General features: G+C 59.3%; 13 protein-coding genes. 10 read left to right on the top strand and 3 right to left on the bottom strand.

Annotation, left to right across the window (positions count from 1 at the left end; translation table 11 throughout):
• Positions 1-102 precede the first annotated feature (102 nt).
• The 3 genes from NRB16_RS09805 to NRB16_RS09815 all read left to right on the top strand — a co-directional run bounded on the left by NRB16_RS09805 (position 103) and on the right by NRB16_RS09815 (position 2,785).
• Positions 103-984, top strand: a complete 882-nt coding sequence (locus tag NRB16_RS09805) for a glycosyltransferase family 2 protein (protein ID WP_253142665.1) — start codon at positions 103-105, stop codon at positions 982-984.
• A 28-nt stretch (positions 985-1,012) separates the two neighbouring features.
• Positions 1,013-1,654 carry a CatB-related O-acetyltransferase gene (locus tag NRB16_RS09810; RefSeq protein ID WP_045482760.1) on the top strand — a complete coding sequence of 214 codons (642 nt, stop codon included), beginning with the start codon at positions 1,013-1,015 and terminating at the stop codon, positions 1,652-1,654.
• A 111-nt stretch (positions 1,655-1,765) separates the two neighbouring features.
• On the top strand, positions 1,766-2,785 hold the full coding sequence (locus tag NRB16_RS09815; RefSeq protein ID WP_253111835.1) for a branched-chain amino acid aminotransferase: 1,020 nt from the start codon (positions 1,766-1,768) through the stop codon (positions 2,783-2,785).
• 60 nt (positions 2,786-2,845) lie between these two features.
• Here the strand turns inward: NRB16_RS09815 and NRB16_RS09820 are convergent, their stop codons facing one another.
• Both NRB16_RS09820 and sodC read right to left on the bottom strand, forming a co-directional pair.
• The gene (locus NRB16_RS09820) at positions 2,846-3,829 is read right to left on the bottom strand and encodes a hypothetical protein (RefSeq protein WP_045482755.1); all 984 of its coding nucleotides are present in this window, start codon (positions 3,827-3,829) and stop codon (positions 2,846-2,848) included.
• A 127-nt stretch (positions 3,830-3,956) separates the two neighbouring features.
• Entirely contained in the window at positions 3,957-4,484 is a 528-nt protein-coding gene (sodC, locus tag NRB16_RS09825) for a superoxide dismutase family protein (RefSeq protein ID WP_045482752.1), read from the bottom strand.
• A 221-nt stretch (positions 4,485-4,705) separates the two neighbouring features.
• Between sodC and NRB16_RS09830 the strand changes: the two genes are divergently transcribed.
• The 6 genes from NRB16_RS09830 to NRB16_RS09855 all read left to right on the top strand — a co-directional run bounded on the left by NRB16_RS09830 (position 4,706) and on the right by NRB16_RS09855 (position 13,141).
• Positions 4,706-5,344, top strand: a complete 639-nt coding sequence (locus NRB16_RS09830) for a hypothetical protein (protein ID WP_045482749.1) — start codon at positions 4,706-4,708, stop codon at positions 5,342-5,344.
• 99 nt (positions 5,345-5,443) lie between these two features.
• A complete protein-coding gene (locus tag NRB16_RS09835; RefSeq protein ID WP_253111838.1) occupies positions 5,444-5,794 on the top strand; it encodes a YceK/YidQ family lipoprotein in 351 nt (116 codons plus the stop codon).
• A gap of 184 nt (positions 5,795-5,978) precedes the next feature.
• Positions 5,979-7,442 (top strand): hypothetical protein, encoded by a 1,464-nt coding sequence (locus NRB16_RS09840; protein WP_253142663.1) that lies wholly within the window; start codon positions 5,979-5,981, stop codon positions 7,440-7,442.
• Positions 7,439-8,905, top strand: coding sequence for a hypothetical protein (locus tag NRB16_RS09845; RefSeq protein ID WP_257106049.1), 1,467 nt, complete (start codon positions 7,439-7,441; stop codon positions 8,903-8,905). Before NRB16_RS09840 ends, NRB16_RS09845 begins: the two co-directional genes overlap by 4 nt.
• Positions 8,906-8,938: 33 nt before the next feature.
• The gene (locus tag NRB16_RS09850; RefSeq protein WP_257106050.1) at positions 8,939-9,349 is read left to right on the top strand and encodes a hypothetical protein; all 411 of its coding nucleotides are present in this window, start codon (positions 8,939-8,941) and stop codon (positions 9,347-9,349) included.
• A gap of 111 nt (positions 9,350-9,460) precedes the next feature.
• Positions 9,461-13,141: a tubulin-like doman-containing protein gene (locus tag NRB16_RS09855; RefSeq protein WP_253142661.1), complete on the top strand. Its 3,681-nt coding sequence runs from the start codon at positions 9,461-9,463 to the stop codon at positions 13,139-13,141.
• Between the two features lie 109 nt (positions 13,142-13,250).
• Here NRB16_RS09855 and NRB16_RS09860 read toward each other — a convergent pair whose 3' ends face one another.
• On the bottom strand, positions 13,251-13,409 hold the full coding sequence (locus NRB16_RS09860) for a hypothetical protein (protein WP_257106051.1): 159 nt from the start codon (positions 13,407-13,409) through the stop codon (positions 13,251-13,253).
• 47 nt (positions 13,410-13,456) lie between these two features.
• Between NRB16_RS09860 and NRB16_RS09865 the strand changes: the two genes are divergently transcribed.
• Positions 13,457-14,176 carry a hypothetical protein gene (locus NRB16_RS09865; RefSeq protein ID WP_257106052.1) on the top strand — a complete coding sequence of 240 codons (720 nt, stop codon included), beginning with the start codon at positions 13,457-13,459 and terminating at the stop codon, positions 14,174-14,176.
• The last annotated feature ends 19 nt before the right edge of the window (positions 14,177-14,195 follow it).

Genomic DNA, 14,195 nt, shown 5'->3' on the forward strand with positions numbered 1-14,195 from the left:
CATCATGTATCGGGTTTGTAAAAAGTTGCTAACGTTGTGCCGGTACAATCAGCCTCTGATTGATCAGGCTGTCAGTATGCGTGCCAAGAACAAAGTGATCTCATGACTTCCACTCCGCAGCAGGCCGCCACCCAGGCGCCTCTGGTTTCGATCATCGCCCCCTGCTACAACGCCGAGCAGTATCTTGAAGCTGCCATCGACAGCATCTTCGCCCAAGACTACGAAAATTTCGAAGTCATCATCGTCGATGACGGCTCCAGCGATAACAGCATTGCCATGCTGCAAGCCTTGCAGGGCAAATATCCTTTCCAGCTCTACACCCAGGCCAATCAGGGCGTCAGTGCCGCGCTCAATCACGGGCTGCAGCATGCCAAAGGCACTTATGTGTCCACCCCTGATCTGGACGACATCATGCTGGCGTCTTCAGTGCGCATCCGCGCCGAGTACCTCGACCAGCATCCCGAGGTCGGCTGCGTCGGTGCGCTGATCAGCTACATGGACTGCGCTGGCAACGACATCAAATCGCAGAGCCGCGATTACATCGAGCGTCAGCACTTCGACGAGATCGTCCGTGGTGCCGTGGTGGTCGGTGCGCCCACGGCGCTGTACCGCATGCAGGCGTTGCGCGAAGCCGATGGCTACGACCCGGCGATCAAGGTCCAGGACTTCCAGATAACCCTGCGCATTGCCCGGCAAGGCTATCGGATCGACGTCCTGCCGGTGGTTGTCACCCGTTACCGCCGGCATGCCAACAACCTGTCGCGCAAATACCGGGTATTGCTCGATGCCGACCTCAGAGCGCTTGAGCCTTATCGCGATCACCCCGAGTATCAGCACGGCCGCACGTTAGCGCTGCACAAGGCCCTCAAGTATGCGGTGGTGTCCGACAAGCGTCATGCCTGGAGCCTGCTGCGCTCGATCCCGCTCAAGCACATGAACCGCACCACCTGGCGACGTTTCAAGCGTCTGGTTCTACATTGGTAAGCGTTGTGTTCAAGATCCCCGGAGCCCCATGAAATTCCTTGAACTGCTCAAAGAACGAAAAACAAGAAAGCGCCTGCGCAGCATGGACAAGCTGGACAGGTCGGCGGAAAAGATCAGGCTGCGCTACCCGCGTTATACCGTCGGTGTGGGCACCTACGGGATCCCCGAGGTGCTGGAGTTTGGCGATGACACGGTCCTGAAGGTCGGTTCCTACACCTCGATTGCCGACGGTGTGCGGATTTTGCTGGGCGGCGAGCACCGTACTGACTGGCTGACCACGTATCCGTTTCCGGCGATGATCGACAAGCTTGAAGACATCAAGGACTACGCGCCCAGCAAGGGCGATGTAGTGATCGGCAGCGACTGCTGGATCTGCGCCGATGCTGTGATTCTGTCCGGCGTGACCATCGGCCATGGCGCCATTGTGGCGGCCGGCGCGATGGTGACCCGTGATGTGCCGCCTTACTCGGTGGTCGGCGGCAATCCGTGCAAGTTCATCCGCTGGCGTTTCGAAGAGCAGGTTCGCGAAGAACTGCTCCAGGCTGCCTGGTGGGACTGGCCGGTGGATGAGGTCAAGTCAGTGGCGCGAACCCTGTGCAGCGCGGACCTGCAGGCTTTCCTGACCTACATCCGGCGGCGCAAGGCAGCCGAAGCAGTACCGGTTGGTTGAGGGTGCGCAATTCAAACTGCTATGACTGAATGTCGACAGACCCGCAAGTTCTGGCAGAATACGGCATTGGCCTGACTCGTCCAGGCAGTCTGCTAAATGAAAGAGGGCGTTATGAGTCAAGTGAGCATCAACTGGGACACGCTGGGTTTCGACTACATCAAGACCGATAAGCGCTTTCTTTCCTACTGGCGTAACGGTGAGTGGCAAGCCGGTTCGCTGACCGAAGACAACGTTCTGCACATCAGTGAAGGCTCCACGGCCCTGCATTACGGCCAGCAGTGCTTCGAGGGCCTGAAGGCCTATCGCTGCAAGGATGGCTCGATCAACCTGTTCCGTCCTGACCAGAACGCCCAACGCATGCAGCGCAGCTGTGCGCGTGTGTTGATGCCGCAAGTTCCTACCGACATGTTCATCGAGGCCTGCAAGCAGGTCGTCAAGGCCAACGAGCACTTCATCCCGCCTTACGGCTCCGGTGGTGCGCTGTACCTGCGTCCGTTCGTGATTGGTGTGGGTGACAACATCGGTGTGCGCACTGCGCCAGAGTTCATCTTCTCGATCTTCTGCATTCCGGTCGGTGCTTACTTCAAAGGCGGCCTGAAGCCGAACAACTTCGTGATCTCCGGCTACGACCGTGCCGCCCCACAGGGCACCGGTGCGGCCAAGGTCGGCGGCAATTATGCTGCCAGCCTGCTGCCAGGCTCCGAAGCCAAGAAGAACAGCTTCGCCGATTGCATCTACCTGGACCCGCAGACCCATTCGAAGATCGAAGAAGTCGGCTCGGCCAACTTCTTTGCCATCACCGCTGACAACAAGTTCGTGACCCCGCGTTCGCCGTCGGTGCTGCCGGGTATCACCCGTCTGTCGCTGATGGAGCTGGCCAGTAGCCGTCTGGGCCTGACGGTCGAAGAGGGTGACGTGTTCATCGACAAGATCGACCAGTTCAAGGAAGCCGGTGCCTGCGGTACTGCCGCGGTGATCACGCCAATCGGTGGCATTTCCTATAAAGACAAGCTGCATGTATTCCACAGCGAGACCGAAGTCGGTCCGGTCACCCAGCGTCTCTACAAAGAGCTGACCGGCGTACAGTCCGGTGACGTTGAGGCGCCAGCAGGCTGGATCGTCAAGGTCTGAGTCGCTGAACCGGCTGTAGCAAAAAGGGAAGCGCAAGCTTCCCTTTTTTATTGGGCGTTATCAGGCGTCTGGCGTGGCCTCTTCTTTGGCCGGCCCGAGGATGATCGCCAGATGCCTCAAGTCGTCCAGCTCCAGGCTGAAGCTCTTGCCCGACGGGCTTTTCACCAGCGTGCCCAAGGCATAGACCGTGAAGAACTTCACCTCAGCGGCATGGCTGAGCAGCTCCTCGATGTAGCGGCTGGAGCGATAGGCCTGCATCTGCGCCGGTGACACATACAACGTCACCCGCTTGCCATCGAGGCGGTCATAGAACTGAAACTTGAAGCCCTTGCCGTATCGCTTGTCATCGACCAGCCCGCCGCCGTACAGCACCCGACTGTTGTCGCCTTCATGGGCGTACTTGATGTGGCGGAAATACGAGCGCAGGGTGATTTCACCTTGCCCGGCAACGCGCAAGGTCAACTGCTTGAAATCCTCATCACTCAATTCAGCCCGGGCCTGACGGTAAAAGTCCACCAATCGCTCCAGATTGCTGGTGCGGGTTTCGCTGTAACGCGGCGTGGCAGGTTCTTTGACCTGGCCAACGGGTTCAGGCGCGGCTGGCCGGTCCTCTGCTTTGCCGGTTGGCACGGCGCCAGAAGGCTCCTTGAGCGGCTGCTTGAGGCTGGGGTCGAACACGTCGATATTGTCGTCGAGCTTGCGCCGCGCCTGGCGCAAACGCACCTGCGGGTCAGGGCTTTCGCTGACATCGGGCTCTTGGGCGCCATCGCTGTCATCGACCCACTCGCAAGCGCGATCATGCTGATGGTGCGGGTTGGCACGAAAGTGTGCGGCCACGAAGGTAGGGTTGTCCTGTGGCTTGACGTCATAGCGCACCCCGGTGACTTTCACGCCCTGGGCCCTACACACTTCACTGGAGCACAGGAATTCGAAGCGCTTGCGCGGCGGTTCCTGGGAGAAATATTCCCGGCGTGCATCGACGATGGTCAGCTCTTGCTGCAGTTCGATGCAGAACGCACGGGTGATGGGCTTGCCGGGTTTCATGCCTGAGGTCTTCCTGATCTGAAGCGTCCAGGAAAGATTGGTAGGTTTGTCCAGCCACCACAAGCTGTTTCTGCCGTATCGGTCTGGCAGACGGGCAGCGAGCCAGATAGCCCGCCACCCCGCCCCGTCAGCCCTTGATCACGCCGCAGGCATAACGATCACCGCCACCGCCCAGCGGGGCAGGGTGGTCAGAGTGGTTATCGCCACCGGCATGGACCATCAAGGCACGGCCTTTGATTTCGTCGAGCTTTTTGATACGTGGGGCCAGGACCGGGTACTCGGCCTTGCCGTCAGCGGTCACGTAGATCGCCGGCAGGTCGCCCAGATGCCCCTTGTCGTCGTATGGGCCCAAATGCTTGCCGGTGTTGGCCGGGTCAAAGTGACCGCCGGCTGCCAGAGCGGCAACTTTTTTGCCATCTTTCTCGGCCGCGTCGCAGCTCGGGTTCTGATGGACATGGAACCCATGAATGCCGGCCGGCAGGCCACTGAGTTTCGGGGTGAACAGCAGGCCGTACTGGGTTTCTTCGACATGCACGCTGCCGGCCGCTTTAGGCGCGCCATCGGCGCTGACGATATTGACCGGGACGTCCAGTGAGGCCGCGTGAGCGCTAAGGGAAAATGCACCGAGCAGACCGAGCCAGAGAGTATGTTTCATAGGCGTTCAACACATCCTGTTGTTTGTGAATCGAAAAAAGTAAGCACCGACACCTTACCGGTTCTGTTTGGGCAGCCGGATGAAGATATTGGTTCAACCTGTCCTGCCGTCGCATCAATGCCTCGTGGCAGGGCGAAGCGGGTGAAGTTTGGCTAGGCTCAGCTCAGTCATCTGAGCGGTTGACGCCACCCGCCACTGGGAATCACCGGCTCGGTGCAATCATGAAAGACCCCTACGCCTTCGGGTTTTACAGTGCTTGTCTTGCCCTCATCGTGCTGGTCTGCGCGGCCATGCTCAGCGCCGGCTCTGGCCAGGCCTATGCGGTCGTCGACTCGGCCTCGGCAGTGATCGGGGCGCTGGCGGTCAGTGGCATTGCCGGCGTTGCCTTCGCCGCCTATGGCACCTGGAAGCGCGATATCCGGCAGAACAAGACCCTGAGCATCATCTGGGACGCCAATGTGGCGTTTCGCGAAATCGAGATCGGTTTCAATGAGTGGTTCTTCGGCCCCGCCACCGAGCAGCGGATGGCATCCGATCACGCGCGACTCATCGCCCAGCTGGCCGTCAGCCCCTTTGGCCTTGCGCTACGGGCATTCAAGAAGCAATGCATCCTGCTCGACAAAATGGTGGTCCGTGACGACTGGCGCTGGGTCAATCACGCCGCCGAACTCGACATGCTGGCGCGGGCGCTGACGGTAGAGTTCTTCGGGCCGGTAACCAAGGGGACGGTCAGGCCGGGCATCGTGGATTTTCTGTTCCCCATCGAAGGCCATGCCCGGCAAAGAACCCAGGCCGACTGGGAGGTGCTGATGGACGGCATCGAGCAAGAACTGATGGAACTTGAACAGCGCCATGGCTGATGGTGCACAGGGTTGTGGGTTAGGATGCCGCCTTTACGTTCGCAAGTAATGAGCGCGAACAGAGCAATTTGAGCATCTACCGATGACAGGGATACAGGAATGAGAAAAGGAATTTTAGGGTTGGCAATCCTGCTGCTCAGTGGTTGCGGCACCATCAATACAGTGTTTCGTGATGATGAGTACAGTGGCCGCGAACTGCGCAAACTCAATACTCATTGCGATGAGATCGCCCGGGTTTACAGCGGTGTTACTTACAACTTCTGCCAGTTGAACGCCAAACCGGCCAGCAACACTGACAAAAGTGGCGGGCTGCTGGCCGGTGTGCTGCTTGATGGCGCAATATCTGGAGTGCTCGACACCGTCGTGTTGCCTTACACCCTCTATCGCCAGATGGCCGACGGCAACATTGTGATTCCCAACTCGACCTGGCAACCAGGCAACGTCAAGTGAGCCTGTTGCGCACTGCTGCGCGGCCTGCATCCTTGATATGGCATTGTTTTGCTGGATGATTAGCTGGCAAAATGCTGTTACTTATCGCGTTGTCACCGCTTCGCAAATGACACCCGAATCTACCTATCGCTGGCAGCGCTGATGTTCAGGCTGGCCGGTTGGCTCAAGTGCAAAGCAGGAATTTATGGATACAGCCACAAAGGACGGTGTGCACACCTGGACGTTTGGTAATCAGATCTGGCAGCAAACCCCTGATGGCCGTTTCTCGTTGCGCAGCATCGCTGGCGTAGACACTGGCGATTGCCTGGTCGATCTGGACTATCTCGCCGGTGCCCGGTTGGCACCCGGTTCTTCCAGTCAATACCTGCCCGCAGCCTTCAAGTTCTGCCCCAGTAGCGGCGAGCCGCTGCCTGCTCCTGCCTGGAATGCCCGAAGCTGTTGGCTGCCGCCTTATGGTGACGGTAGTGGCTCGCGGGTGATCGCCGATGGCCAGTGCGCAATGGCGCAGAAGATTGTGTCTGGCGTGTTCCAGCGCTTGCAGCACAGCGGCGCTCGCGATCTCAACGACAGCAAAGAAATCATCGAACTGCCACGCAAGAACGGCTTGAACTTCTTTGTCGCCAATGTGGGCGGCTACCGCGATGCGTTGTTCGCATTGGGTCGTGAAGGCAGCCTGTTTCTGTGGTTACGCGGCGCGGGTAAATGGCAAGAGCTGCATGCCGAGAGTGTGCCAATCGGGCGTACTCGGCTGGAGAACTGGGCCTGGTCAGTCAGCCTGCTTGCCATTGATGGGACCAACGCCTTGTTTTTGGGCGGTGAAGAGGGGGCGGTCCTGATAAAGGTCGACCCGGTGTCTCTCAAGTACCGGACCCAGCGTAAAGAGGGCCGGGCACTGGCTGGGCCTGGGGATCTGGAAGATCGTGCCTGGCTACCGCTGGTCATGAGCGATGGCAGCGTGCGCTTGGTCAGCCCGACGAATACCGGCTGGGAGCACTACCCGGTCGCTGATGCTGATCCGCAGCGTATGACCCGGCTTTCAGCACCCGTGCGCGATCCTTCTTCACGACGTTTGCTGTGGATTGGTGAACACGGTTATTTGAGCCTGCGTCAGGGCATGGCCGTGCAAGCCCAATGGCATCCTTGGCCAGATGGCGCCACGGCATACCCTGAGCAAGGCCCGCCTTTTCGCGATGGCAGTGGTTTGTGGCAGCAAGTGTCCAGCGATGAGCGCCTGAGCTATCTGCAACTGGATGTCGGTGCAACCGACCCGTCCCGTCCGGTGAAGGGCTATCGGCTGGGCACCGGGCACCTGAGCTTTAAATACAACATCCGCCTGGAACGGCCATGGGATGAACACGACGAAAACCTCGAACCCACGACCCGCGAAGTGGTGTATCCGTTTGTCGAGTTCACCGCTGAGCGCCTGCTGTTGTCGATGCGAGCCCAGCAGAGCCGCCCGCTGGATGAGTTTCTCCAGAGTGAGCAGAAAGCCGATGTGCAATATCGGCTTGATCAGGTTGGCGGCATTGGTTTTGCTTTGAAGGCGTTGGTCAGCGAACCCTGGAAAGCCCAATGGTTCTTTTTCGATAACGCGATGTGGCTGTACATCGATTCCAGTGGAGCGCTCTACCGATGGAAAGCCGAATGAAACAGCTGATGCTTCGCGCCGCTACGCTGATGTTGGCGTTGACCTGCGCCACGGTCTCCGCGCAGCCGCTGCGCCAAGTGTTTCTGGTACAGAACTCCGGCTGGATGGAGCCGTTCTACTTGGACCCGGCATCTGCGTTCAAGCCTTTGGTCATCAAACTGGCGGCCACGGCGGCGGGTGACGGCGAAGTGGTGGTCGGTGGCTTTAACCAGGCCGACAACTCGCACCCCTCGCCGCAATGGACTTACAGGGGGCCCGGTACCCACGGCAAGCTGGCTGAAAGCGTCAACCAATTGAACCTGGCGCGCAAGTCGGGCGGCGCTTACGCAGACACCGATTTCAAGGAAGCGTTGCTGGCAGCAATCACCACCGGCCTTGAGGGTCGTGAAGGGATTGTGTGGATCATCACCAACAACAAGAACAGCCCGAACAACAGTGGTGAAACGCAGCTCAAGAATCGCGAGTTCTATGACTTGCTGCACAAGGATGAGTCGATCAGCCGGATTGCGGCGTTCCCACAGAAGATGCCGGTAAAAGGTCCGAACTATCAAGCCAATGGCCTGATGATCTATGCCTTGGCCTATGGCAAGAGTGCCGGTGCTGCGCTGGAACAGGTATTGGCTCAGCCGGGCTTGTCCAGCCTGCTCAATGACAATCATGTGCGGCTGAAACCACTGACGCGATCGGCGGTGCGTTTCATCCCCACTGGTGTGCAGGACACCGAGGACGTCAGTGCTGAGCTGGCGCCTGATCAGCAGACGGTGGTGCTCAATATCAAGGTCGACAGCTCACCTAAAACGGCGGTGCTGTTGGGGCAGTTCGAGAATCAGTTCAACCCCTACCAGATTCACGATGCAAAGATCGACATGGCGCTGGACATGCCGGGCGAAGCCTTGCAGTCGAGTATTTCGCTGGCGCGCATCAGTGACCTTGAGCCCGGCGCACGTTCCGCGCCGTTGGCGATCAGCCTGCAATTGCCGCCTTTGCCGTCTCAATGGTCCAGTGAAGTGATTTTTTCCAGCGGCTATCAGCGTTCTGGCGCCATTGAAGTGCGTTTGAGCGAGCAGCAACTGCGCATTTCTCAGGATTTCGTCAAACGCATGAACGAACTGTTTCCCGGTGATGCCTTGCCCGATGTGTTCGTGCCCTCAAGCGACGCCAGCAGTTCGGCAACGCGTCTGCCAATCGTGTTGCAAGTCAGCTACCCGTTGGGGCCTGTGCTATTGCTGCTTGGCTTGTTCGTGGCATTGTTGATCGGTTTGTTGCTGCTGCTCGCCATGCTGGGCGGCAAGAAAACGTTCACCGTTGCCGTGGAAGGCATGACCCAGCCTTATCCACTCAAACCGTTTGCCAGTGTGGGTGTCTATGACGCCCGTCAGAACAAGGTCGCAACGTTGAAACGTGGCCTGTTCGGTGCGCGTCTGCAAGACCAGGCCCCTGATATCGCTGTGCGTCTCAAGTAATTCACTCTCAAGTCTCTCAAGGAAGTTTTTCAAATGGCCCAGACCAGCGCACTGCCAGCCCCGATCCAAAGCACTACCGAGGCAGCAGCTCCGGCAACCACCACAAGTACTCTTGCCGCGCCTGTACCGCTGGACTTGGGACCGAAAAAAGTCGACAGCCGCGATGCGCTGATTGGCGTTGCCGTGCTGGTGGTGCTGGCGATTATCTTCTTCGTGATCAAGAACGCTTACGCCAACTGGCGGGTGCGTGAGCGCGTGGCGCCCAGCCGTGCCAACGCCTCGGCCTGGTTTCTGTTCCTGGGGTTGCTGATGGTCGCAGCCATGGCCGTGCTTGCCGTGATCAATTCGGGCCAGTTCCTGGCGCCGTTGTATTTCGCGCCGCTCGGTGCTGTGGCAGCGATCTCGTTGGTGGCTTGGCTGATGACCTTCTCAGCCAAGCGCTGAGCAAAGCGCTTGCCATGACCACGGCATCTTGCGGCCGTGGTTGCCTGTACTGAATATCTGGATCAATGCCGAGCCACTCGGCCTGCCCGGCCCGGGCACATGGAGTTTTCAATGAGCGACACTGCACAGCCAACCGGCGCGACGGCAACGACCCCCATCGTCGAGAAGATTCACCCGACGCTGTTCATCGCCCTTGGCGGTACGGGGATGAAGGTCAACATCCGCGTGCGCCGGCGTATTCTCAATGCCATCTGGGGCGGCAATAGCCAGGTGCAGCAGATCGCCGATTTCCCGGTGGTGCAATTTGTCAACTTCGACCTCGATTCCGGCGAAGTCACTCAGGACGGCAAGTCGGTGAAAACCGACGTGCTGGCCGAGCAGGTGAGCTTCACCTCGGAAGAAAAGATCATCGAGCAGCTCAACCTGAGCAAGTACACCCACTCCATCGACGAGCTCAACCGGCACCGCGAAGTGGCCGAGTGGTTTCCGTTGACCCCGGAAAAGATCCGCCATCTGGGCATCGACCCGTCCAAGGGCGCCGGGCAGATTCGCGCTTTGTCGCGCCTGTACTTCTTCGACAAGTACCCGACCATTCGCGACAAACTGCGCGACAAGGTCGGCCGCCTGCTGAGCAATATCGGTGCCCAGGCCGACAAACTGAAAAAACTCGGGCTGGAAATCGAGCCTGGAAAGATCCGCATCGTGATCACCGGCTCTGCTGCTGGCGGCACCGGTTCGGGCTCGTTTCTGGACATGGGCTACCTGGCCAAGGCGATTCTTAAAGAGAGCAACATCGCCGGTAAGGTCGATCTGTTTTTTGTGTTGCCCGGCGGCTTTCATGCCTACAACACCGAGCGCGTGCAGGCTAACGGCTATGCGGCGTTGATGGAGCTGGAAACCTGCATGCGCGGCAATCCATTGCTCAAGCACTGGGACGCCACCGATAACCTGTTTATCGACACGCGCCCTTACGATGATGTCTACATCATCGACAACACCAACATCGCCCAGGCCAAGACCAGCGATCAGGAAGACATCTACGAGATGCTCTCTGACGTGTTGTTCACCGACTTCACCTCGCAGGACTTCGCTAACAAGAAGCGCTCGATCGCGGTCAACCAGAACCAGCACAAGATCCGCTCTTATACCGTGCGTCTGCCCCAGGACTACGGTGACAACACCGAGTTGCGCTTCCCGTGCAGCTACTCCTCGATTGGCCAGGCAACGCTGGACACTCGCATCGACGCTCGGCAGAACGTGCGCTTGTGCCGCCAGGTGCAGCAGATGCTCAAGGCATTTTTCGGCGTGGCCAGTGCGGCTGCCGGCGGCAACCGGCCTACCGATAAAGAGCGCGATGAGTTTCTCAAAGAACAGCTCAACGTGACCCCGCGCACGTTCACCGAGTTGCCCGAGTTTCTGTCGCGTGTTGAGCTGACTGTGGCAACGGGTGAGTTTACCCATTATCAGATCGCTGACGACTTGTTGCAGGTCGACGGTGACATCAGCGTCACTGGCCAGATCGAGCAGAAAGTCGAAGCTTTGTTTGAGCGCCTGCAAAGTGGTGGCGCGGATAAAGAGCAGTGGTTGACCCATGTGCGTGAAATCCAGCAGCAGCTGGAGCGCGACACCAAGGGCAGCTCGGTGGACAGCGCCGAGCGCAACCACGAAGTGCGGATTCGTGAAAATCGCTTCAAGCGACTGGCTGAACTGACCCGCGAAGATGCCTTGCCGGAAAAACTGTTCCGCCGTCTGGACGACGACGAGCGCGGTGGCCTGGATTACACCCTGGCCTTGGTCGAAATGCTCAAGGACCGTCTGGAAAACGAGGGCGGCGGGATTATCCCGGCGCTGGAAAAGAACGCCGCGCGCTTTCGCGAACTGTCCGAGAAGCTTGAGTCTGCCGAACTGGCACGTGAGTTCGAGCGCCTCAAGGAAACTACCGACAAGGGCTTGTTTGCCCGCCTGAGTGGTAAAGACAAACAGGCCGACACGGTTCTGGGACAGATCAAAGACACCCTGCGCGAAAGCCTGTTGTTCTATGTCCGCTTTGTCGCGGCCCGCGAAGCTGCGTTGCTGCTGCGTGATGTTTCCGAGTGGCTGGGCCGTAAAGAGTCGGTGGACCACAACGGCCAGCCGGTCTGGAATGGTTTTGTCGGTCGCCTGCAAGATGGCCGCAACGCGGTCAACCAATTGCTCAAACGTATCGACACCGATATCGCCAAGATCGACGCCAGCATCAAGGAGGAACACGCCACCCTGATTGCGCTGACGCTGGTGCAAAACAGCGAAGAAGCCATGGGTGAAAACCCGGACGTGCGTGAGTGGGCCAAAGACGCGTTCAAGGATTTTGGCGGTTCCAAAGTGCTGTTCGGCAAGCTGCAGACCGAAGAAGGCCAGGAAGAGTTGCTGTCGAAACTGCGTAACAAATCGGTACAGCAATTGCCCCGGCAGGCTTCGGCCGCTGACCCGCTGATGGCCGCGTTAGGCGCCCTGAACCCGGATGAGCAGCGCGAGAAATTCCGCCAGTTGCTGCAGCGTGCCATGCCGTGGACGCCGCTTAACCTCACTGGCGGTTTCAATATCAACAAAGACCGCTACACCTGCCTGATCGGCGTCAACGACGCCAGCGAATTCAAGCGGGTTTACGGTGCGATGCTCGGCCAGTGCCTGCCACAAGGCACCGGTTTGAACGCCGGGCAGATTCAGTTTGTCGAGTCGGGCACGCCGGGCAAACTGATCTGCTTCACCGAGTTGTCGGGCTTCCCGATGCCGGCGCTGACCCCGTTGCCGACCTACCTGGCCAGCTACCGCAAGGAAAGCACCGCGATCCCGCTGCATGTGCACAAGCGCATCAGTCAGTTCGTGCAACCCATCCAGTTTACGCAAGAGCAATACCGGCAGTTTGCAGAAGACTTCAAGCTCTACCTGCACGCCATTGCCTTGGGTGTGCTCAAGCGCCTGGACAACAACCTGTACGAGTTCTACATCGATAAAGAAGACTTCACCATCGGTGATGAGTTCTCGATTCGCCAAAGCGGCTTCAAGCCGGTGCATCGCGGTGACATAGAGAATCAGGTGCGCAGCCGCACCCAGCGTCTCAACGATGCTCAGGTTGCCGCGTTGGTCGTGGTGTTCGACGAGATGAGCCGCAGTGCCTATAAGGCGCAGAAGCGTATTGACGAGCAGGGCGCCTCCGAGTCGTTTCAGTCGTTCCCGTTCAAGATTGCCGAACTGCTCAAAAATGAATACAAGGCGCGCCTCAAGCGTCAGGTTCCAGGTCAGGAAGACCATCTGGTCCGTAGTGCAGAGGCGGCGTTGGGGCAATTCAGTCAATTTGTGGTCGGCTCACGTGCCGATGTTTATCACGACGAAGTCCATCCTGAACACGCTGAAAAAATCAGCGTGCGCAATGAGTTCTTCAATGAGGGCTGGCTGGATAACCTGCTCAATGCCCAGACACCCGCAACCGCGCCGGTCGCTGCGCCAGCCGTTGCCGCACCGCCACCACCGCCGGCCCCGGGCGGCTTCGCACCGCCGCCACCACCCGCTGCGCTGCCGCAATACAGCTACCACTTGAGTGTGGCCGGCAGCACCTACGGTCCGTACACCACCGCGCAATTGCAACAGTACGTGCAAAGCGGCCAGGTAACCCGCGACAGCCAGTTGTGGCGTGAGGGCATGGCCGGTTGGCAAGGCGCCGGGCAAATCGTTGAGCTGGCCTCACTGTTCCAGCCACCGGTCGGCGGCCCGCCAGCGGCAGCCAGCATTCCACCGCCACCGCCAGTGAGTTGAGCCATGTCTGAGACAGCCAAAGCCTTGCAGTTTCCTGCTGCCTGCCTGAACAACATGTGTGCCCAGCCACTGGCGGGGCCGGTGAATCACTGCCCGTTCTGCGGCACGCTCATGGCGCGTGCTGCGCCGGTTCTGCGAGTGGTGCCGCCTGCGCCAGTCCCGGTGCCTGCGGCAACATCCGCCCCGGCGCCTGCGCCTGCTCCTCAACCTGCACCGGCACCTGCCGCAGCAGCGCCGACACCGCCGCCTCCAGCTCCAGCTCCAGCACCTTTGCCAGCAGCCGATACTGCGGCGCCTGTGCCGCCGAAGCGGCGCATGAGCAAGATCGGCCTGGCCCTCGTTGCTGTTTTGGGGGTAGGTGCTTATGGCTTGCAGCAACTGGGCAACAAGCATGACCAGCAACTGATCGAGCAGGCCATTGCGGCCGGCAAGAACTGCCTGGGTAAAAAAGACTACCGCTGCGCCATCGACAATGCCGACAGCGCACTGCAGAAAGACCGCAACGAACCACGTGCCCTGAGTCTCAAGCAACAGGCGCAAGCCGACCTGGCCCGACTGCAGAAGGTCGAAGATGACAAGCAGGCCCGGCTACAAGCCGAAGCCTCACAAAAGGCCGCCGCCGAGCGTGCTCGTCAGGAGCAGGCCCGCGCGCAAGCGGCTCAGGACGAGCTTGAAGCGCGGCGCAGAAGCGAAGAGCTGGATCGTCAGGCTCAGGAGTTGCGTGAGCAGCGCGTTGAAGAACAGCGTCGGCGCGAACAGCTTGCTCAAGAGCAGCAAGCTGTTCGCGAGCAACGTCAGCGTGCTCAAGAGCGTGCGGCTCAGCAACAGCGGGCACAGAACTCAGGTAACTATGTCGCTCCGCCGAATGCGTTCAACCGCCCGGCGTTCAACGCATCTTCCGGCAGCAGCACTGACGACATCATTCGTCAGGGTCAGCAGATGCAGCAATTTCAGCGTCAGCAGCAACAACCCCAACGGCAGACGCAGGGGCAACAGCAGCAGAATAAAGACGTGATCAGGTCGATTATCAATTGATCACCCGATAGAGCCCTGG

Source organism: Pseudomonas sp. LJDD11 (genome assembly GCF_024584215.1).
Taxonomy (GTDB): domain Bacteria; phylum Pseudomonadota; class Gammaproteobacteria; order Pseudomonadales; family Pseudomonadaceae; genus Aquipseudomonas.

Coding starts and splice junctions, on each gene's coding strand:
- NRB16_RS09810 (WP_045482760.1), top strand. CDS start 1,013: ATGAAATTCCTTGAACTGCTCAAAGAACGAAAAACAAGAAAGCGCCTG.
- NRB16_RS09830 (WP_045482749.1), top strand. CDS start 4,706: ATGAAAGACCCCTACGCCTTCGGGTTTTACAGTGCTTGTCTTGCCCTC.
- NRB16_RS09820 (WP_045482755.1), bottom strand. CDS start 3,829: ATGAAACCCGGCAAGCCCATCACCCGTGCGTTCTGCATCGAACTGCAG.
- NRB16_RS09855 (WP_253142661.1), top strand. CDS start 9,461: ATGAGCGACACTGCACAGCCAACCGGCGCGACGGCAACGACCCCCATC.
- NRB16_RS09805 (WP_253142665.1), top strand. CDS start 103: ATGACTTCCACTCCGCAGCAGGCCGCCACCCAGGCGCCTCTGGTTTCG.
- NRB16_RS09815 (WP_253111835.1), top strand. CDS start 1,766: ATGAGTCAAGTGAGCATCAACTGGGACACGCTGGGTTTCGACTACATC.
- NRB16_RS09835 (WP_253111838.1), top strand. CDS start 5,444: ATGAGAAAAGGAATTTTAGGGTTGGCAATCCTGCTGCTCAGTGGTTGC.
- NRB16_RS09865 (WP_257106052.1), top strand. CDS start 13,457: ATGAGCAAGATCGGCCTGGCCCTCGTTGCTGTTTTGGGGGTAGGTGCT.
- sodC (WP_045482752.1), bottom strand. CDS start 4,484: ATGAAACATACTCTCTGGCTCGGTCTGCTCGGTGCATTTTCCCTTAGC.
- NRB16_RS09845 (WP_257106049.1), top strand. CDS start 7,439: ATGAAACAGCTGATGCTTCGCGCCGCTACGCTGATGTTGGCGTTGACC.
- NRB16_RS09850 (WP_257106050.1), top strand. CDS start 8,939: ATGGCCCAGACCAGCGCACTGCCAGCCCCGATCCAAAGCACTACCGAG.
- NRB16_RS09840 (WP_253142663.1), top strand. CDS start 5,979: ATGGATACAGCCACAAAGGACGGTGTGCACACCTGGACGTTTGGTAAT.